Raw genomic sequence first — 20,165 nt, 5'->3', positions numbered from 1 at the left:
TCAGCGCTCCTGCTTCCTGAGCAGCAGGATGGAGGCGCCGGTGATGACGGGAACCGCGATCAGCAGCGGCCAGAACGATCCGGCGAGATCACGAAATCCGAGAGCCTTGTTGAAGACGCCGCGACTGATCGTGAACATGTGGGACGCCGGATAGACCTCGCCGAAAAGGCGGGCCGAGCCCTCGAGCGAAGAGACCGGGTCGATCATGCCGCCATAGGTGACGGCCGGTATCAGCGTGCCGATCAAGGCGAGCAGCAGGACGGCGATCTGACTGCGCGTGACGGCCGAGGCGAGCAGGCCCATGCCCGTCGCGATGATGCAGAAGAGGAGCGCCGCGAACGCCAGCGCAAGGAAGTTGCCCTTGACGGGCACGCCGAACAGCGTGACGGCCATCATCACCATGATGGCGAAGTTGATCATGGCGAGCCCGACATAGGGGATCTGCTTGCCGAGCAGAAATTCGGTGCGGGTGACGGGAGTCACATACAGGTTGATGATCGAGCCGACCTCCTTCTCGCGGACCACCGCCAGCGCGGCGAGCATCGCCGGCAGCATGAGCAGCAGCAGCGGAATGATGCTGGGCACCATCGCCGGAAGGCTTCGGACATCGGGATTGTAGCGATACCGGTTCTCGATGGAGACGGTGGATCCTGCGCCGGCACGGGCCGCGCCAGTGACACCGGCGGCGCGCATCTGATCGGTGAGCCAGCTCTGGTGCAGGCCCTGGATATAGCCCTGGACGGTTTCGGCACGCATCGGCATCGCGCCATCGAACCATGCCGCGATCGGCTTGGGGTGACCACGCAGCAGGTCGCGGCCGAAGCCGGGCGGGATTTCGATGGCGAGACTGATGTCGCCCGCGCGCATGCGCCGGTCGAGATCGTCATAGCCGGTGAGCGGCGGCTGCTCGATGAAATAGCGCGATCCGGCGATATCGAGCTGGTAGCGTTCGCTGATGCTGCTCTGGTCCCGATCCAGGACCGCGTAGCGGATATCGTTGACGTCGAGGCTGATGCCGAAGCCCATGACCAGCAGCAGGATCACCGAACCCGCCAGGGCTAGCGTGCTACGCACGGGATCGCGCCGCAGCTCGAGAGTTTCGCGCCACATGTAACTCAGCATGCGCTGCGGGCTGAAAGTACGTCGTCTGGCCGCCTGCGGCCGGGCCGGAGTGGCGCTTTCCTCGATGGCGAGCCGGTCGTCCGCGGGACTCTCCCCTCCGGCCTCGACCAGATAGTCGATGAAAGCTTCCTCGAGTGTGGCGGCGCCGCGTCTCTCGACCAGGCGGGCGGGCGTGTCGCTGTTCAGCACGCGGCCGGCGTGCATCATCGACATGCGATCACACCGCTCCGCCTCGTTCATGAAATGCGTGGAGATGAAGATCGTGACACGGTCTCGCCGGGAAAGCTCGACCAGCAACCGCCAGAAGGCGTCGCGTGCCACGGGATCGACGCCCGAAGTGGGCTCGTCGAGGATCAGAAGCTCGGGCTTGTGAACCATCGCAACCGCCAGCGAAAGACGCTGGCGGATACCGAGAGGGAGCTTGGGCGGGAGGTCGTCGAGGACCGCCTCGAGGCCGAAGCGATCGATCATTTCGGCGACGCGATCGGGGATCTCCTGTGCCGGCACATCGAACAGGCGCGCATGGAGTTCGAGGTTCTGGCGGATCGTCAGCTCGCTGTAGAGCGAGAAGCCCTGGCTCATGTAGCCGACCCGCCGGCGAACGGTGATGTCGCGGGAATCGATCTCCCGGCCGAACAACCAGGCTTGGCCGTCGCTCGCCGGCAGGAGGCCGGTGAGCATCTTCATTGTAGTGGTCTTGCCGCAACCGTTGGAGCCGAGGAAACCGAAGATCTCTCCGCGGCGGATACGAAAGCTGACGTGATCGACCGCGACGAAGGCGCCGAAGCGCATGGTGAGATCGCGCGCCTCGATCGCGATATCCGTATCGTCCGCGGCGAGCGGCGGGATGACCACCGATGCGTGGCCCCGCTTCTTCTCGTCGGGCAGCAAGGCGATGAAGGCATCCTCCAGCGAGGCGCTCTTCGTCCGCTCCAGCAGTTCCGCCGGGGTCCCGGTCGCGAGCAAGCCGCCGTCGTCCATGGCGACGAGCCAGTCGAAACGCTGGGCTTCGTCCATATAGGCCGTCGCGACGATGACACTCATGGCGGGGTGCTGGCGGCGGATGCGCGCGATCAGATCCCAGAACTGCGCGCGGGCGAGCGGATCGACGCCGGTAGTCGGCTCGTCGAGGACGAGCAGGTCCGGATCATGGATCAGCGCGCAGCACAGGCCGAGCTTCTGCTTCATGCCGCCTGACAGCTTCCCCACCGGGCGCGACAGGAAAGGGTAAAGCCCGGTGCTGCGGGTGAGGTCGTCGATGCGGTGCCGGCGCTCGGCCTCGCCGTGGCCGAACAATCGCGCGAAGAACTGGAGGTTCTCCTCGACCGACAGCGTCGGATAGAGGTTCTTGCCGAGCCCCTGGGGCATATAGGCGATCTGCGGACACACGGCGCCGCGGTGACGCCGGTCGGCCATGGAGCCGCCCAGCACATCGATCTCTCCGTCCTGGATCGCTCGCGCGCCGGCGACCAGCGACAGCAGGCTCGATTTCCCCATGCCGTCCGGGCCGATGAGGCCGACCATCCTGCCCGCGGGAATCGCCAGGTCGATCCCCCGCAGCGCCTGCGTCTTCCCGTAGCGGAGCTTTACGCCGGCTAGCCGGACGACCGGCGCGGCGTCGGCGGCGTCGGGGCGAGGCGCGGACGACATGCCCGCTTATTCTTTCACGACCCGCGAAAGCGCCTCGGGCCATTCCGCCTTGGGGTCCACCCGCAGGTAGGCCATGCCCGGAAGGCCCGTCTTCACCAGCGTCATGTGGCGCCGGAGCAGCGCCGGAGCGATGCGGGCCTTGACGCGGAACATCAGCTTCTGCCGCTCGCTGGCCGTCTCCACCGTCTTGGGCGTGAACTGGGCGACATCGGCGACGAAGCTGACCTCCGCCGGGATCGCATAGTCCGGCAAGGCGTCGAGGACGACGCGGACCTCGCTGCCGAGCCGGACCCGTCCCGCGACGGTTTCGGGCAGGAAGAAGGTCATGCTCACGTCGGACAGGTCGACAAGGTTGAGTACCCGCCCGCCCCCGGCGACGACTTCGCCGGGCTGGGCGACGCGATACTGGATGCGCCCGTCGCGCGGCGCGCGCAGATCGCTGTCCCTGATGTCCGCCTTGATGCGCTCGATCGTTGCCCGCGCGGCATCGACGTTCGAGCGGGCGCCAATGACCTGGCTGCGGGCGGCGGCGATCGCCGCATCGACCGCGGCGAGCTGCGCCCGCGCCGCTTCGAGGGTGGCGCCCGCGCCCTCGACCGACGCCTGATTGTCGTCGCGTTCCTGCACGGGGGTAGCGCCTTCGCGCGCCAGCGTTTCGGAACGCGCGAAGCGCTTGCGGGCGGCATTTAGCTCCGCCTCGCGCTGGCGCACGGTGGCCTGTGCGGAGGCGCGCTCGCTCTGGCGCTGCACGACCTGCGACGCGGCGATCTCGACCGCGTTCAGCGCCTGCGCCCGCATCGCCTCGGCTTCCGAGAGCTGGGCGCGCAGGACGTCGGTGTCCATATGCGCCACGACAGCGCCCGCCTTGACGAACTGGCCCTCGTCCGCGACGATATCGCGAATGCGCCCCGGCGACTTCGCGGCGATGTCGATCTCCACGGCCTCGAGGCGGCCATTGCCGCTCGCGATCCCCTCGGGAAGGCCCGAGGGCTTGACGAACGACCAGACGATCAGGGCGACGGCGATCACGGCCGCCGCGATCCCGCCCCTGACGAGCCAGGTCTTGCCGGTCGCTTGCGTCATGGTGTCCGTTCCCCGCTGTTCGGTGGTGTAGGTTGGCCAACGAAGCCCCCGCCGAGCGCAGCATAAAGCGCCACCACACTGGCGATCTCGGCCCGGTGTAGCCGGACGAGGGCTTGCTCCGCGTCGAAGAGATCGCGCTGCGCGTCGAGGACCTCGAGATAGGCCGACCGCCCGTTGTCGAAGCGAAGCTGGGCGAGCCGGGCCCGTTCACGCTGCGCGCCGACCATCTCGCGCGTCGTCGCAATCTGGAGACCGAGCTGCTGCTTGCGCACGAGAGCGTCGGACACGTCGCGGAACGCCACTTGGACCGTGCGCTCATAGCTCGCGACCGCTTCATCGCGTTGCGCTTTGGCGACGTCGAGATTGCCCTTGAGTCGGCCCGCGTTGAAGAGCGGCTGCACAATCGTTGGTGTAAAGCTCCAGGCTTCCGTGCCGTCCTTGAACAGCCCGTCGAGCGCAGTGCTCATCGTCCCAAAGCCGCCGGTCAGGCTGATATTCGGGAAGAAGGCGGCTCGGGCCGCGCCGATGTTGGCGTTTGCAGCGCGCAACCGATGTTCGGCCGCGACAACATCCGGGCGATTGGTCAACAGGTCGGACGGGAGGCCGGCTGGGAGCGCCAGATGATCCTGGACCGCCGTCAAACCAAGCGGTCCCGGTGCGATTTCAACGGGTTCGCCAACCAGCAGAGCGAGCGCATTACGATTGACGGCGCGATCCTGCTCAAGCACCTGCAACGTAATCTGCGCCTGGGCAAGCAGCGTCTGGGCCTGGGTCATGTCGAGCTTGGAGCCGGAACCGACCTCATAGCGCCGGCGGATAATCCTCAGGGATTCCTCGCGCGTGGCGATCGACGATTGGGCGAGCGCGGCGCGCTCTTCATATTCGCGTTCGAGAAGATAGCCGTTTGCGACCTGGGCCACCAGCTCGGTAGCGACTGCGCGGCGCGCCTCCTCCGTGGCAAAATACTGCCAGCGCGCCGCATCCCTGATATTGCGCAGCCGCCCCCAGAAGTCGATTTCCCAGCTCGCGCTGAGCTGAGCGCTGACCTGACGAAGGTCGACCGCTGTCGCGCCCATCCCCGGCAGCGTATAGAGAGTGCGCCCCCTGCCCCCTGTGCCCACTGCATCGAGTTGCGGATAAAGCGGGGCGCCTTCGATACGCCAGGCGCCCCGAGCCTGATCGACACGAGCCGTCGCGATACGGATATCCCGGTTGTTCGCCATTGCGGCATCGATCAATCGCTGGAGTTCAGGCGCGCGGAAGAAATCGCGCCAGCCGATGCGCGCAATGCTCGGTCCATCGGGCAACCGGTCGGAATATCGCGCCGGTACGGGTTGCGCGGGCCTGACATGGTCCGGCGCAAATGAGCAGGCCGCCGCGGCAAACGGGATAAGCGCGACAGCGGAGCGCCGAAGCAGCGCGCGCTTATCCCGTTTGCGGTCAGCAAGTCTCAGTGGCGACAAGGCGCGTCTCTCAACGAAGTGATTTGCAGGGCTTGCATGGCGCGGCCGCAAAGACGGCTTGCGGCTCAGGTGCTGGCCCCGGCATCGCTTGCCGCTGGCGCAGCAGCAGCGAAGGCCTGCAGCGGCGACAGGAAGAAGGCGCGCAGCGGCTCGAAGGCGACAGCCAACTGCGCCGTCTCGCTTTCCGGCGATAACAAATCTCCAGCGCTTTCCTGCCATTCTTCGAATGCCGCCTTCGTGTCGGCGATCAGCGCCAGGCGGTTCTGTTCCGCCTCCTGGGCCACTTCGGAGACTTTGCCGGGGTCGAACAGGGCACTCATCGCATGGGCCCCGATTGCGGCCTGCCGCGCGCCGGTCGTGCGTGCGATGTCGAAGAACTTCAGCGCGAGTTGGCGGTTGGCGCCGGCGATGGCCACGACCTGATCGAATGGAAATGTCATCGTTGGATCCTTCTCATCATGATATCCGCAAGACGGACCTGTCATCGGACCGCAACCACCGGTTGCGATCACATGACGGCCCCTCTCCCACGGAAACACGGGCTTTTTGCCCTGATTGGGCTCATGATGAGAATTGGGATGTATACGTATCGGCCGGCTGGTGCCGATCGGATAGGTGCGACAGATGCTAAAGTATGACCCACGCGCGGCAGGTTGATGATGAATGACATACAGCATGTTGCCGCCGACCCGCTCGACGGCATCAGCCAGACCCTCGATCGCGCGGCTGCGGTTGGCATCGCGCACCTGACGCACGGGCTATCGCCGGTGACTATGATTCTCGCGGCAACCGACTGGGCGCTGCACCTCGCCTGCGCGCCCGGCAAGCAACTGCAACTGGGCGCCAAGGCCGCGAGGAAATATTGGCGCTTGTCCGATTATATCGGACGAAGCCTCAGCGATCCTGGTGCCGCCCCCGCGATCGAACCTCTGCGCCAGGACCGCCGGTTCACCGATCCGGCATGGAAAGAGCCGCCCTTCAACCTGATCGTCCAGGCTTTCTTGCTGAACCAGCAGTGGTGGCACGCTGCGACCACCGGGATCGGCGGGGTGAGCAGGCACCACGAGGACATGGTCGAGTTCGCGGCACGGCAAATCCTCGATGTCTTCGCGCCAACCAACTTCCTTGCCACCAATCCGCTCCTGCAGCGCAAGATCGTCGAAACCGGCGGGCGATGCGTCGTCGATGGCTTCCGCAACCTCATGGAGGACATGCAGCGCCTGGCGCGCGGCGAGCCGCCCGTGGGCGCGGAGGACTTCCCCGTGGGCGAGAAGGTGGCGACCGCCAGGGGGAAGGTCGTCTATCGCAACGCACTCATCGAACTCATCCAGTATGAGTCCACGACGGAGACGGTGCGGCCCGAACCGATCCTGATCATCCCCGCCTGGATCATGAAATACTATATCCTCGACCTCTCGCCCGAGAATTCGCTCGTGCGCTGGCTGACGGATCAAGGTTTCACCGTCTTCATGATCTCCTGGCACAATCCCGGAAAACAGGACCGAGACCTCGATCTCGAAGCCTATCGCCGGCTTGGGCCAATGGCCGCGCTGGACGCAATCGAGGCGATCACGGGCGGTCAGAAGGTGCACGCCGCCGGATACTGCCTTGGCGGCACGCTGCTGTCGATCGCCGCGGCGGCGATGGCGCGAGACGGTGACGAGCGGCTCGCCAGCGTCACCCTGCTGGCGGCCCAGACCGAGTTCAGCGAGCCGGGTGAGCTTGGTCTGTTTATCGACGAAGCCCAACTCAACGTGCTCGACAACATGATGTGGGGCCGCGGCTATCTCGACGGCGCGCAGATGGGCGGCGCGTTTCAGATCCTGCGGTCGAACGATCTCGTCTGGTCGCGCATGCTCGGCACCTACCTCATGGGTGAACGTGAACCGATGAGCGACCTTATGGCCTGGAACGCCGACGCAACGCGCATGCCCCATCGCATGCACAGCGAATACCTGGCCCGTCTGTTCCTGAACGACGAGCTGGCCGAAGGGAAATACAAGGTCGATGGCCGCACGATCACGCTGTCCGCGATCCGGGCGCCGATGTTCGCGGTCGGCACCGAGCGCGACCACGTCGCCCCATGGCGCTCGGTGCACAAGATCCACCTGCTCACCGGGGCGGAGATCACCTTCGCGCTCACCAGCGGCGGACACAATGCCGGGATCGTTTCCGAGCCGGGTCATGCGGGACGTTCCTATCGTCTGCTGACCCGCGAGGCGGGCGGCCCCTCCTATGATCCCGAAGAATGGCTGGAACGGGCCGAGCGCAAGTCGGGGTCATGGTGGATCGAATGGGGCGTATGGCTCGATCGTCACTCGGGAGCGCCGGAGCCGCCGCCGTCCATGGGCGCGCCCGACAAGCGCTATGCGCCCGTCACCGACGCGCCCGGCACATATGTCCTGGAGAAATGAGCGGTGACCGACAGCGCATTCATCGAGAACCGGACCTTCGACGAGATTCAGGTGGGGGAGACGGCGAGTGTCTCCCGCACGCTTTCGGAGAAGGACATCCAGCTGTTCGCACTCGTCTCGGGCGACGTGAACCCGGCGCATCTCGATGCCGACTTTGCGCAAACGGACTTCTTCCAGCGGATCATCGCCCATGGCATGTGGGGCGGCGGCCTCATCTCGGCTGTGCTCGGAACAGAGCTGCCCGGGCCCGGCACGATCTATCTCGGCCAGTCGCTGCGCTTCACCCTTCCCGTCGGCATCGGCGACGTCATCACCGCATCCGTCACGGTGACGGAAAAGAAGCCCGAGGGCTGCATCCTCGTTCTCGACTGCCGCTGCGTGAATCAGAACGGCGAGACCGTCATCACAGGCCAGGCCGAGGTTCGCGCGCCTTCCGAGAAGGTCCGTCGCCCGCGCATGGCGCTCCCCGACGTGCGGGTGGCGACGCATGGCGAATACAGGCGATTGATCGAGCAGACGCAAGGCGGAGAACCCATCGCCACCGCGGTCGCCCACCCCTGCAGCGCGGCGGCGCTCGCGGCGGCGGTGGATGCAGCGGAAGCGCGGCTGATCACCCCGATACTCGTCGGTCCGGAAAAGCGGATCCGGGCCGCGGCCGAGGAAGCGGCGAAGGATATTTCCGCCTTCCGGCTCGTACCTGCCGATCACAGCCACGACGCGGCCGCGAAGGCCGTGGCGCTCGTGCGGAGCGGCGATGCGAAACTGCTGATGAAGGGCTCGCTGCATACCGACGAGCTCATGGCGGCGGTCGTGCCGGCCGCTACCGGCCTCAGGACGGAGCGGCGGATCAGCCATGCCTATGTGATGGACGTGCCGGGGCATCCGACGCCCCTCATCATCACCGATGCCGCGATCAACATCGCGCCGACCCTGAAGGACAAGGCCGACATCATTCGCAACGCGATCGATCTGGCCCATGTCATCGGCATCGCCGTGCCCAAGGTCGCCATCCTCTCTGCCGTCGAGACGGTCAATCCCGACCTGCCCTCGACGCTCGATGCGGCTGCATTGTGCAAGATGGCCGACCGGGGCCAGATCGACGGAGGCGTCCTCGACGGCCCGCTCGCCTTCGACAACGCGATCAGCGAAGCCGCCGCCCGCGAGAAGGGGATAGTCTCGCCGGTGGCGGGCAAGGCGGAAATCCTAGTCGTCCCCAATATCGAGGCCGGCAACATGCTCGCCAAGCAGCTGACCTTCCTCGGCGGCGCGGATGCTGCGGGCGTCGTCCTCGGCGCGCGGGTGCCCATCATCCTCACCAGCCGCGCGGACAGCGAGCGGACGCGTCTTGCGTCCTGCGCGATCGCGGCATTGCTCGCACGCGCTGCCCCGAAGGCAGCGCCCGGGCTTCCCGCATGAAAGCCGTCGTCAGCCTCAATTCCGGCTCCTCGAGCATCAAGTTCGCGCTCTTTACCCTCGATGATGCGGGCAATCCGGAACATTCGGCAGGCGGCAAGATCGAGAAGATCGGGATCGCCCCCTCGCTGGTCGCGCGGCGGGCGGACGGGACCGTCCTTGTCGAGCGAACCTGGGCGGGCGGCGCTGGCCTCACACATGCGGAACTGCTCAAGGATCTGTTCGACTGGGCCATCGATCACCTTGAAGGCCGGGAAGTCGTGGCGATCGGGCACCGCGTCGTGCACGGCGGGATGCGCTTCGCTGCACCGCAACGCGTCGACGCGGGTCTTCTCGCCGAGCTCGACGCGCTCTGCCCCCTCGCACCGCTGCATCAGCCGCACAATCTGGCAGCGATCCGCGCGATCGCAGCCTTGGCACCGAGCCTTCCCCAGGTCGCTTGTTTCGATACCGCCTTTCACCACGACAAGCCCGAGGTCGCCGCGCGGCTTCCACTCCCCCGCGCGCTGCATGAACAGGGGATTCGCCGCTATGGATTTCATGGGCTGTCCTACGAGTATATCGCCGGACAGATGCAAACCGTCGACGGGGAACTTGCAGCCGGGCGGGTGATCGCGGCGCATCTGGGCAACGGCGCAAGCCTGTGCGCCATGCGGGCCGGCAAGAGTATCGACACCACCATGGGATTCACAGCCCTGGACGGCCTGATGATGGGGACGCGCTGCGGCACGCTCGATCCCGGCGTCGTCCTCCACCTCCAGACCCAGCTCGGCATGAGCGCCGCCGACGTCGACGACATGCTATACCGCAAATCCGGCCTGCTGGGGGTTTCCGGGATTTCAAGCGACATGCGGACCCTGACGGCCGACCCGCGCGCGGAAGCCCGTGAGGCGGTGGAGCTTTTCGTCTGGCGCGCCGCGCGCGAATTCGGGGCGCTTGCCGCCTCGCTCGGCGGCGTCGATGGTATCGTCTTCACGGCCGGGATCGGCGAGAACCACGCCGAAGTTCGCGAACGGATATGCCAGCGGCTCGCCTGGCTGGGTCTGTCCATCGACGTGTGCGCCAATGCCGGACACGCCCTGACCATCTCGGCCAGGGACAGCCGTGTCAAGGTCCTCATCATTCCGACCGACGAAGAGCGGATGATCGCCGGTCACACCCTTGCAGTGCTGCGGTCGGAGCGATGAGCAAGGCAAACCTCGCATGGCCGTGCGCCGGCGCGCTCCTCAGCATCGCAACGCCGGCATCCGCCGCCCCTGGCATTGAGATTCTCATCGGCGATGCCAGGATGGAGACGTGCTGGTCGACCTGCGGCTGCTGAACGGAGAGAACGAAGCCCGTACCGTGGTCCTGAGCCCGGCCGACGAACCGCACCGGCTGCTGCATGACAAATTCAGGCGGAAGCCGCAAAGGATCACGGAAGCGAGGCATGGACATGACCGAACCCTATCGCTCGACGCCGGTTTTCGACGAGAACACATTGCCGGATGCCCTGCGAAGCAGCCACCAGACGAAGGAAGGGGTCTGGGGTTTAATCAGGATACTGGAAGGCGAACTGAAGCTGACCTATGTGCAACCGCACTCCGAAAAACTGCTGACGCCCGGCAATCCGGGTCTGGTCGCGCCGCAGCAAACGCACTTCGTCACGGCAATGGGCCCCATGCGCATGCAGGTCGATTTCTACCACGATCCACCCGCGCTCTGAAGCCAGGTTTCGGCACCTTCCAACTCGCCCAGAACCGTTGTGCCCGCGGTCGGGCCGGTCGGGTGCCCTGACCGCAGCGGCTATTGAATAGGGGGCCGATAATCGTGGTTCTTGAGAGTCAACATGTAAGCTGCAAGCGCATCGATTTGCCCAGGCTCGATCTCGAAATTCATGATCTCGGGGAAATTGTGCGACTCGCGAAGCCATGGGTTCAATGTATGGGTAGTCAGTCCGGGCGTATTGATGATCGTTTCGAAGGATGGCGCCTCCGGCTTGGGTGAGATTCCCTGATCGACGGCATGGCAGGCAGAGCAATGCTTCTGGGCAAATGCCAACCCGCGCCGCTGGGCCGTCACTTCGGCCCGGCTGGTTCCCCTTGCAGGCTCGACGTGCCCCGTGGCAATTGCCCCGCTGGCGGCTGCAATGGCGATGAGAGCTATCGGGAACACTTTCAGTCGCACGGCAAAGTCCCATCTAGGCTGCCTCGGGAAACGTCAACCGCCGCCCTTTCAAGGGGGATGCAGGCGCTCACGTTACTCGCTCAGGGTTTTGGAACAACCTGAGCTGTTACACCAAGCGCATCGACCAATTTGCCGCCAATCACGGAAGCAACCAGCGATCCCATGATCGCGCAGCACATGGCATTACTGCACTGGTCAGCAGCCGCTGGATCACGGATGCCGACCATACAAACTGCGGAGTTCCTCCAGGGCGGCCCTCAATCGAGCAAGTGTATAAGGCTTTTGAAGTACGTCGCGGACACCGCGCTGCATGATCACTACAGCCAGCCGGACCGGAGGCTTGGTGATCTGCAGAAGCATCGGAGTAGCCTTAAGCAAAGCTGCATTCTGATCGAGTGAGGCGATTAACCGCTCCGAGGGAAGATCACCATCAAGAAGGATAACGCAGGGGTGGGCAAGTGGGGGGCGGTCCAGAAATGCTTCAAGATTTTCTACATTGCCGAGCCAGGTGACCGGACCGCTGGTGAGCTGTTTGGCGGTGGCAAATTCCTCATCCGGACCAACTCCTACAAGATGCGTCGGAAACGCTTTAGACCCGGCGTCTTCGGCGCGGGCGCAGCCGTCATTCATCGAGTGCCTTGCGTACAGGCAGGTGAGGAATAAAGCGCACCAAATAAGAGGGATTTCGCAGCATCAGACCATCATCTCCAGCCGTCTGTTGGCACAAAGGCAAGCGCGATCAGGAATGGGCGGTTGCCTCGCCCGCACCTGTCAATCGAGCAACGGTCGCGCCGAGCACATGTTCGCGAAAGGGCTTCTCGAGGACCTGGCTGAAACCATGCGCGAGGGCTCGCTCGGTGAGATCAGCCGATGGAAAGGCGGTGATGAGCACCGCTGGACCGGACCAACCTCTTTCCCTCAGATGGCAGAGCACCTCGATCCCATCGGTTTCCTCCAGCCTGTAGTCCGCGATAAAGCAGCAGGCGTCGCGGGCGGCCGGATCGGCAAGCAGCGCGGCCCCGGCTGCGTAGGCCCGAACATCGAAACCCCGGGCACGAAACAGAAGCTGTAACGATCGGCGAACCCCGGCATCATCCTCCACCAGGAGGAGCCGTGGACGTTCCTGCATCTGGGATGCAATTCTCTCACTTGTCATGACACACCATCAAATCCAGCGACCATGCTGATTGATTGGGAATGTCAGGAAATCGGTGACGGGTCGCTACGTAAGTGTCCGAACCCTTAGCCGGTCACGCCCGCGGAAAATGCGATGCGAAGGGCTTCCGACAGGCTGCGAACACCGAGCTTGGTCATCAGATTGGCGCGATGGACTTCTACCGTGCGCGGCGAAATGCCGAGATCAAAAGCGATGGATTTGTTCGGCAAGCCCTGGGCCAGGCCCTTGAGGACGTCCTGCTCGCGCGCAGAGAGTCCCGCGATGAGGATAGTCGCATCGGCCGCCCGGCCCGCCCTGCCTTCGGCATCGGCAAGGCGCTCAAAGGCGGTTTCGATGGCCGTGATCAGCACTGCCTTCTCGAACGGCTTCTCAATGAAGTCGACCGCCCCGGCCTTCATCGCGCGAACGGCGACCGTGACATCGCCATGACCAGTCAGGACAACAACAGGCATGGAAACGCCACGCTCGTTCAGTTCCTTCTGAACTTCCAGGCCATCCATCTCGGGCATGCGAACATCGAGCAGAATACATCCCTGCTCGGCATGTTTGAGATTCTTGAGAAATTGCACGCCGGAAACCCACGGTGTCACCGAGAAGCCCGACTTCTTCAGCATGAATCCAGCCGAGCGCCGGATCGAGTCCTCGTCATCGACTATGTGAACAACACGCTTTTCATCCATCGAGCTTCTCCGCCTCCGCCCTTACCAAAGTGAAGTGAAACTGTGTACCGCCCCCTTCTGCTGACTCCATCCATATGCGGCCACCATTAGCCTCGACGATGGTTCTGCAAATTGAAAGACCAAGTCCCATGCCTTCCATTTTCGTGCTGACGAAAGCCTTGAAGAGCTGGGCCGCCACCTCGGGCGCCACGCCGGGCCCGGTGTCGGCCACCGTCACGCGGACAAGTCCCGGCTGATCGGGCGTCGTGCGGATAGTGAGGATGCGCCGAGCGGCCGGCCCCATGGCTTCGACGGCGTTACGGATCAGATTCACCAGAACTTGCTGGATCTGGATCTTGTCGACGAGGACGCTGGCTGCCTCGTGATCGATATCCATCCGCGTCTCGACGGCCTTCTCGATGGCGCCCATCAGGCCGAAGGCCGCCGCTTCGTTGATAAGGTCCGGCAGGTTCTCGGCAGTCCTTTCGACCTCACCGCGTGCCACAAAATCGCGCAAGCGCCTGACGATCTGGCCTGCACGCATGGCCTCGCCCGCCGCATCCTCCAGAGCCTCGATGATTTCGGGCAGGTCGTCGGGATCCGGCTGGGCCAGCAAATCGCGAACGGCTTCGACATAGTTCGCAACCGCGGTGATCGGCTGGTTGAGTTCGTGTGCGAGCGTGGACGCCATAGTCCCCATCGCGCTGACCCGGGCGACGTGGATGAGCTCGGATTGGAGTTCCTCGAGCTGCTCCTGTGTCCGGTGGCGGTCCGTCAGGTCGCGGATGAAGCCGGTGAAGACGCGCTGACTCTCGCCCGTCGCCTCTCCCACTGACAGTTCCATGGGGAATGTCGTCCCGTCCTTGCGCTGCGCGAAGACCACTCGGCCGATACCAATGATGCGGCGCTCGCCGGTCGTGAGATAGCGTTCGAGATAGCCGTCATGACGCTCGCGATAGGGCGAAGGCATCAGCATGCTGACATTGGCCCCCAGAACCTCGGCCTGCGAGTAGCCGAAAAGACGTTCCGCCGCATCGCTGAAGGAGATCATCTTTCCCCATTCGTCGATGACGACCATCGCATCGGGGACTGTCGAGAGGATTGAGCGAAGATGCGCCTCGCTGTGGCGGAGGGAGCTTTCGGTGGCCCTCTGGTCGCTGATGTCGTGAACGACGGTGGCAAAGCCGCGCACTGTCCCATCCGGGTTCTTCAAGGCCGTAATCGCCATGTGAGCGAGAAATTCGCTGCCGTCCTTGCGGACGCGCCAGTCGTCGATCTCTATTTTGCCGCGTGCGGCCGCCTCGGTGAGGAACGATCGCGGCTTGCCCGCTGCCACCGCGTCGGCCGGATAGAAGAGGTCGGCCGGCTTTCCGATCATTTCGGCAGCGGTCCAGCCCTTGAGCCGCTCAGCACCCTCGTTCCATATGGTGACGTTCCCATTGGGGTCGAGCATGTAGATGGCGTAGTCTTGAGCGCCATCGATCAGGAGACTCAACTCCTCCGCAAGCACGACGGTGCTATCAGCCAGGTTGCGAGCGACGGTGACGGTGCGATGATAGTTGCGCCACAAGAGGAGCATCGCGACCAGGAAAATCGCGACAGCGATCTGCTGGCTGCCTGCAGTGGGCCAGCCGTCGACGACAACAAGCGTCGCCAGGGTGATCAGCGTGACGCTCGAGATCACGAATAGATCAGGTCTGAGCGCAACGAGCACCATACCCGCCACACCGAGGGTCACGAAGTAGTGGACACGCTCATCGACGTGCTCGGCAAGCTGCTCGCGGGTCACGAAGGCAATGATGGCGATCGCGAGACCAGCCAGAACGGCCGTTATGAGCTGGGAGCGGATCGAACGGTTGGCGAGCAATGATGCAGCGGCTAATGCCGGCGAAAAAGCGCCCTTTCGCTCCGATGGTGGTTTGGTGTCAGTAATTCTTCGCCCCCATCGCCTTGGTAAACGGTACAGCGCCGCGCTGAAATCTCCCCCTTTCCGGTTCGTTTTCTATCAATTGAACACAGATTGAGCCATCGAAAGTTGCGGGGCCAGGCCCGAGGAAGTGGGAGCAAGGCGGATCGCAGCGTCCGCTTCAAATCCCTCCGCAGCCAATTGGAACAAAGACGGATTCGGCTAGTGGGGGGTGGAAGATTGGCACATTCTGCGCTGTTCGTCTGTGAACGGAAACGATCGAGGGATTAGTGGGTGGATCAGGTGGCACCGCAGTGGTCCGTTTGGAGTGTGTTGAATGCGCGGGCGCAGGCAGTCCCGTGCGTCACCACAATTCGTCATTCGAGCAGTCGGAACCCTGACAAGGCAGGTCTATGAACATTCCCGACACGGAATTGCTGCGCGCCCTGGCGGCATCTCTCGCGGTCGGCATCCTGATCGGCATCGAGCGCGGATGGCGACAGCGCGATGCGAGCGACGGAAGCCGCGTGAGCGGGCTCAGAACATTCGGTCTGCTTGGTCTCACTGGCGGGATCGCCGCGCATGTCGCCGATATTCTGGCTGCCGTCATCGCCCTCGCCGCGCTGTCGAGCCTTGTCCTCGGCTATCGCGGCGCTCTCGCCCGCGAGGGGAGCCTCTCGGTCACCAACACCCTGGTCGGGATCGTTACCTTCGCGCTCGGTTATATCGCCGCCAAGGGCCAGGTCAGCGAAGCGCTGGCGGTCGCTGCGGTGACCACGCTGATCCTCACGCTGCGAGAGCAGGCCCACGCCATGCTCAAGGGAATGACGGAAAAGGAAATCGAGTCGATCGCTCGCTTTGCGCTTGTGGCGCTCGTGATCTTGCCGCTGCTCCCGGATCGAAATCTCGGACCCTACGATGCCTGGAACCCCCGCCAGATCTGGATGGTAGTGGTCGTGGTCCTCGGGCTCTCCTTCGCTGGCTATGTCGCGACCCGCCGGTTGGGGCCGGAAAAGGGGATCATGATAACTGCGCTGTGCGGATCGCTCGTCTCCTCGACGGCCGTGACCGCGGCTTATGCGCGGCGATTGCGCCAGAAGGACGGTCCCGAAGCCCCTCTGATCGCGGGTATCGCTCTGGCGTCGCTCGTGATGTTCGTCCGCGTTCAGCTTCTGGCGATCACGCTTATCCCCTATACCGCCCGGTCACTGGCCCTGGCCATGATCCCCGCGTTAGTCGTCGGCGGGTTGACGACGTTACTGGCGTTTCGCGCACGCAGCGCCGAGGCGAGCGCTGGTGAGGTAGAACTCGGCAACCCACTCGATTTCGGGCCGGCGCTACTGCTCGCGGGATTGGTGGCGGTAATGGCCATACCGGCACGCTGGGCGCTCGAGCAGTTCGGCGACCAGGGCATCATCGTAGTGTTGGGCCTGACGGGCATGTGGGATGTCGACGCAGCGGTCCTCACCCTTGCGGGGATGCCCAGGGATATTCTCGACGGGAGCACGGCGGGACTTGCGCTAGCTGTTCCGGTTCTTGCGAACACGGCATTCAAGGGCGCTCTGGCGCTCGGGATCGCCGGACCTCGTCAACAGGGCTGGAAGGCGTCCGGACCTTTGTTCGCGTCTGTGCTCGCCTCTGGCGCAGGGATCGCGGTACTTCTCTCGCTCAGATAGCACTAGACACTGGCGGGATATTCCTCTGGCGGTGCATCCGGTACGGAATCAGGCTCGTCCGGGATGATTTCCGGGACACTCGGCATAGGTGTTTCTCTGGGTTCACTCGGCATGGGTGCCTCAGGCGGGGCCGAAGGTTCGATTATATCGGGCTTGGGTACAACCGGCTGGGTATCCATGCGGGCGCTGTTCCCGCTCGGCTGTCCACGCTGCGCTCTGCCGCAACGTCCACGCCGGAGGCTAGCCGGTGCCGACGTTCCTGCCGGCGGCGGCAATTCCACCTGACGGGTGAAGCCGACGTTGAGGACGAGCGGTATCATGACTACGGCAACGGTGCCTCGACCGGCAGCACTGCGAAGCCGGAACCTGGAGTGACAGGACTGCGCGAAATGGCGAACGCGGCCGAGACCCGTACCGTGTGCACCGGCTGGACTCGCACCCTCCAGAACGGCTGCGAGTTCCTCCCGGCTCATCCCTTTTCCCGTGTCGGCAACGGTAAGCCATAGTCTGCGACCGATACACTTGGTCCGCACAATGACGCGCCCCGCAGTTGTGAGAGCAGTACGTCCATTAGCGACAAGCTCGACGAGCGCGGCATCAAGGGCCGAAGCATCAAGCTTGACCGGAGACTTCTCCGCCGAGACCGTTATCGCAACCTCTGCCCGATCGCCAGCGTGGGCGTCGAGGAGCGATTGCAGCGTCCCGAGATGCTGGTTGAGGTCGAACGTGCGAACCATCGGGATGACTTCCTTGGCAAGCAGAGCGGTCGTCAAAGTTCCTCCACGGCGCGCTGCATGCGAGATCGCGTCGAGGAGCATGGCACGCTTCTCGGGTGAAGGATCGTCTTCAAGCAAGTGGCTCACCGAACTGACGTTCCCTAATAGATTGCGGAGGTCGTGGATATTCTCCCGCTCCGTAATCTGCGCCCGGCTTCGAGCATGCAGTCCTCCATCAGCACAATTCTGTCGCGGCAGGCAGGCTCTCGTGAATTGGGTAAGTTACGTAGCGGGTCACAGAAGCGGGGCAGGCCGTGTCGACGCCATGTCGCGACCTTAGTAAATTCCCGGATAGAGGCGACCCGGACGAGCGCCTAACCCTTGATGCACTCGAGGGCCGAATGTTTGAACGTCGTTCAAGACGTCGATCGCTCCCACCCCCCGCCAGCGGTCTGGCCCTCGAGTCCCTTTCCGCAGGATACGTGCCATCGCTGTCCAGGCCGAATGCTGGCATCAAGGTACCAAGCCTGCGATACCTTCGGGCCCAATGCGTCAGGCCGGTCCGGCATCGTGAATTGGAATGACCTAGATGACCCCGCCCGCGCCAGTCGCGTCGAATGATCCACAAGCCGAAGTGATCGCATATCTCGAGGCGCCGGGGACGCTTTGCCTCGACGACGAACCGCGCCGGATCGATACGCATGCCGCTCGCATTTTCCTTGCAGGCGATCGCGCCTGGAAGCTCAAGCGGTCCGTCAGGTTCGGCTATCTCGACTTTTCCAGCCCCGAAAAGCGCCGCCTGACACTGGAGAAGGAGCTTTTGCTCAATCGCCGGACCGCGCCAGACCTATATCTTGCAGTTCGGCCGATTCGGCGAAATGACGATGGCCTATTAAACTTCGGCGATGACGGAGAACCGATCGATTGGCTCCTGGAAATGCGCCGCTTTCCCGACGATGCGCTGCTTGAGCAAGTCGCCGCGCGCGGCGCGCTCACGGAACCTCTGGTCCTGCGATTGACGGACAGGATAAAGTCGTTTCACGATAGCGCCGAACAGGTCCGGTCACGCTCGGGCCGCGAGCGCATTGAAGCCGTTATCGCGGGAAATCGGGAGAGCATGGCCACCTATCCCGAGATACTGCCTCCGGATAGCGCAGGCCGTTTGATCCAGCGGCAACAGGTCTTGGCCGAACGGCACGCCCGGTTGCTCGATATACGCGCCGCGGCCGGTCGCGTCAGGCATGCCCACGGCGATCTGCATCTAGCCAACATTGCCATGATCGATGACGAACCTGTCCTGTTCGATTGCCTCGAATTCAGCGCCGTCCTCGCGACGATCGACGTGCTGTACGACTTGGCGTTCCTCTTGATGGACCTGTGGGCGAAAGGCTGCCGGGTCGAGGCCAATATGCTCTTCAACCGCTACCTAGACGTCTCACCAGAGGATGAAGACGCAGTGGTCCTCATCCCCCTGTTCCTTTCCATCCGCGCCGCCGTTCGGGCTCATGTGGCGGCAGCACAGGCAAACGGCGACCCATCGAGCGCACTTCGCAAAAAGGCCGAGCAATATCTGAGTCTGGCCCACGAGTTGCTCGCACCCGGTCCGACCCGTCTGGTTGCAATAGGGGGGCTATCCGGGACAGGAAAATCGACGATCGCGAGGCTCGTTGCCTATGGTGTCGGGAGCGCGCCTGGGGCGCGGATCCTACGGTCCGATGTCTTGCGCAAACGGTTGGCAGGCCTTCCGCCAGAGACCCCGCTTTCCAAGGAGGCCTATTCAACGTCTGCGAGCGCGGCGGTCTACGCCGAATTGGAGAGGTTAGCGCAGCTGGCGCTGAACGAGGGACGATCGCTGATCGTCGATGCTGTCTATGCGAGACCTGACGAACGACGGGCGATCGCTCAGGTCGCTGCTCAGAAAAACGTTCCATTCGCCGGCATCTGGCTCGATGCCCCGTCCGAGGTGTTAAAAGCACGGATTGCTGCACGGGTGAACGATGCGTCGGACGCGGATGTGGCTGTTGCCGGCTTGCAGGCCCACTACGATCTGGGCGCAATGGATTGGCGGCGGGTAAGCGCCGAAGGCGACCGTGGGGTCATCGCCGACCGGGTTCGATCAGCCTTGGCCGTGGCATAAGCGGGGTCGTCCCCTACGCGAATCCGAACCAAGGAGAGCCCCGCCGAAAGCCGGGCCAGGGAAAGGCGTAGGCATGTCGTCCAAGGCACTCGGGTCACGGCCTCGGAGCCAGCCGGAAAGCCCTAATGCGTTGCGCTCCTATTCGGTGGTCCGGCCGTCGAAATGCTCATGCGCTGCTTCAGCATCCACCTTGGTTGGGTGGACAGTCCCATCGATATGTTCGGGCGGCCCATAGATCGTGTAGAGTTGGAGCAACTCGTCGCCGGTGTTGATGATATTGTGCTGGGCGCCAGCCGGCACGATGATCCCGTCATCGCCTTTGATCGGTGTGCTGACACCGTCGATGAGGACCTCGCCCTTGCCGTTTTCGACGCGGAAGAATTGGTCACGATCATCATGGACCTCGAGCCCAATCTCCTCACCCGGCTTCAGCGCCATGAGAACGAGTTGGAGGTTGCGCCCAGTATAGAGCACCCGACGGAAATTACGGTTCTCCTCGGTGAGGGACTCGATATCTCCGATAAAGCCCTTCATGGCGGCGTCCTTGGCTTACCTGGCGGTTGGTGCCGCTTTCTGCCGCGAA

Annotated in this window: 17 protein-coding genes; 6 read left to right on the top strand and 11 right to left on the bottom strand. The window is 63.8% G+C overall.

Annotation, left to right across the window (positions count from 1 at the left end; genetic code table 11):
- The 4 genes from rbbA to AC07X9_RS04685 all read right to left on the bottom strand — a co-directional run bounded on the left by rbbA (window position 1) and on the right by AC07X9_RS04685 (window position 6,073).
- Window positions 1-2,772, bottom strand: a complete 2,772-nt coding sequence (gene rbbA / locus AC07X9_RS04700) for a ribosome-associated ATPase/putative transporter RbbA (RefSeq protein ID WP_086485588.1) — start codon at window positions 2,770-2,772, stop codon at window positions 1-3.
- A 6-nt stretch (window positions 2,773-2,778) separates the two neighbouring features.
- The gene (locus tag AC07X9_RS04695; RefSeq protein ID WP_086485587.1) at window positions 2,779-3,855 is read right to left on the bottom strand and encodes an HlyD family secretion protein; all 1,077 of its coding nucleotides are present in this window, start codon (window positions 3,853-3,855) and stop codon (window positions 2,779-2,781) included.
- Window positions 3,852-5,246, bottom strand: coding sequence for an efflux transporter outer membrane subunit (locus AC07X9_RS04690; protein ID WP_254908094.1), 1,395 nt, complete (start codon window positions 5,244-5,246; stop codon window positions 3,852-3,854). The genes AC07X9_RS04695 and AC07X9_RS04690 overlap by 4 nt, the downstream gene beginning before the upstream one ends.
- 137 nt (window positions 5,247-5,383) lie before the next feature.
- Window positions 5,384-6,073 carry a hypothetical protein gene (locus AC07X9_RS04685; protein WP_495197987.1) on the bottom strand — a complete coding sequence of 230 codons (690 nt, stop codon included), beginning with the start codon at window positions 6,071-6,073 and terminating at the stop codon, window positions 5,384-5,386.
- Here AC07X9_RS04685 and AC07X9_RS04680 point away from each other — a divergent pair.
- The 4 genes from AC07X9_RS04680 to AC07X9_RS04665 all read left to right on the top strand — a co-directional run bounded on the left by AC07X9_RS04680 (window position 5,975) and on the right by AC07X9_RS04665 (window position 10,850).
- Window positions 5,975-7,732 carry a PHA/PHB synthase family protein gene (locus AC07X9_RS04680; protein ID WP_176342108.1) on the top strand — a complete coding sequence of 586 codons (1,758 nt, stop codon included), beginning with the start codon at window positions 5,975-5,977 and terminating at the stop codon, window positions 7,730-7,732. The genes AC07X9_RS04685 and AC07X9_RS04680 overlap by 99 nt on opposite strands.
- A 3-nt stretch (window positions 7,733-7,735) precedes the next feature.
- On the top strand, window positions 7,736-9,148 hold the full coding sequence (locus AC07X9_RS04675) for a bifunctional enoyl-CoA hydratase/phosphate acetyltransferase (RefSeq protein ID WP_086485584.1): 1,413 nt from the start codon (window positions 7,736-7,738) through the stop codon (window positions 9,146-9,148).
- Window positions 9,145-10,332: an acetate/propionate family kinase gene (locus AC07X9_RS04670; protein WP_086485583.1), complete on the top strand. Its 1,188-nt coding sequence runs from the start codon at window positions 9,145-9,147 to the stop codon at window positions 10,330-10,332. Before AC07X9_RS04675 ends, AC07X9_RS04670 begins: the two co-directional genes overlap by 4 nt.
- Before the next feature lie 242 nt (window positions 10,333-10,574).
- The gene (locus AC07X9_RS04665) at window positions 10,575-10,850 is read left to right on the top strand and encodes a TehB family protein (RefSeq protein ID WP_441347663.1); all 276 of its coding nucleotides are present in this window, start codon (window positions 10,575-10,577) and stop codon (window positions 10,848-10,850) included.
- An 80-nt stretch (window positions 10,851-10,930) separates the two neighbouring features.
- Here AC07X9_RS04665 and AC07X9_RS04660 read toward each other — a convergent pair whose 3' ends face one another.
- The 5 genes from AC07X9_RS04660 to AC07X9_RS04640 form a co-directional block, all read right to left on the bottom strand.
- Entirely contained in the window at window positions 10,931-11,311 is a 381-nt protein-coding gene (locus AC07X9_RS04660; protein WP_140159565.1) for a c-type cytochrome, read from the bottom strand.
- 210 nt (window positions 11,312-11,521) lie between these two features.
- On the bottom strand, window positions 11,522-11,941 hold the full coding sequence (locus AC07X9_RS04655) for a DNA-binding transcriptional response regulator (RefSeq protein WP_140159564.1): 420 nt from the start codon (window positions 11,939-11,941) through the stop codon (window positions 11,522-11,524).
- Between the two features lie 109 nt (window positions 11,942-12,050).
- Entirely contained in the window at window positions 12,051-12,440 is a 390-nt protein-coding gene (locus tag AC07X9_RS04650) for a response regulator (RefSeq protein ID WP_065846095.1), read from the bottom strand.
- A gap of 113 nt (window positions 12,441-12,553) precedes the next feature.
- On the bottom strand, window positions 12,554-13,168 hold the full coding sequence (locus AC07X9_RS04645; protein WP_086485579.1) for a response regulator transcription factor: 615 nt from the start codon (window positions 13,166-13,168) through the stop codon (window positions 12,554-12,556).
- Window positions 13,161-14,864: a PAS domain-containing sensor histidine kinase gene (locus tag AC07X9_RS04640; protein WP_441347668.1), complete on the bottom strand. Its 1,704-nt coding sequence runs from the start codon at window positions 14,862-14,864 to the stop codon at window positions 13,161-13,163. Before AC07X9_RS04640 ends, AC07X9_RS04645 begins: the two co-directional genes overlap by 8 nt.
- Window positions 14,865-15,466: 602 nt before the next feature.
- Between AC07X9_RS04640 and AC07X9_RS04635 the strand changes: the two genes are divergently transcribed.
- Window positions 15,467-16,729 carry an MgtC/SapB family protein gene (locus tag AC07X9_RS04635; RefSeq protein ID WP_176342107.1) on the top strand — a complete coding sequence of 421 codons (1,263 nt, stop codon included), beginning with the start codon at window positions 15,467-15,469 and terminating at the stop codon, window positions 16,727-16,729.
- Between the two features lie 2 nt (window positions 16,730-16,731).
- Here the strand turns inward: AC07X9_RS04635 and AC07X9_RS04630 are convergent, their stop codons facing one another.
- Window positions 16,732-17,466, bottom strand: coding sequence for a sensor histidine kinase (locus AC07X9_RS04630; protein ID WP_369596850.1), 735 nt, complete (start codon window positions 17,464-17,466; stop codon window positions 16,732-16,734).
- Window positions 17,467-18,034: 568 nt separating this feature from the next.
- Here AC07X9_RS04630 and AC07X9_RS04625 point away from each other — a divergent pair.
- Window positions 18,035-19,582, top strand: coding sequence for a bifunctional aminoglycoside phosphotransferase/ATP-binding protein (locus AC07X9_RS04625; RefSeq protein ID WP_086485577.1), 1,548 nt, complete (start codon window positions 18,035-18,037; stop codon window positions 19,580-19,582).
- Window positions 19,583-19,720: 138 nt separating this feature from the next.
- Here the strand turns inward: AC07X9_RS04625 and AC07X9_RS04620 are convergent, their stop codons facing one another.
- Window positions 19,721-20,116: a cupin domain-containing protein gene (locus AC07X9_RS04620; RefSeq protein WP_086485576.1), complete on the bottom strand. Its 396-nt coding sequence runs from the start codon at window positions 20,114-20,116 to the stop codon at window positions 19,721-19,723.
- Window positions 20,117-20,165 lie beyond the last annotated feature (49 nt).

Source organism: Sphingobium sp. GW456-12-10-14-TSB1, assembly GCF_059424385.1.
Note: the sequence above shows the minus strand (reverse complement) of the source record. Positions and strands in the feature narration are given on the sequence as shown.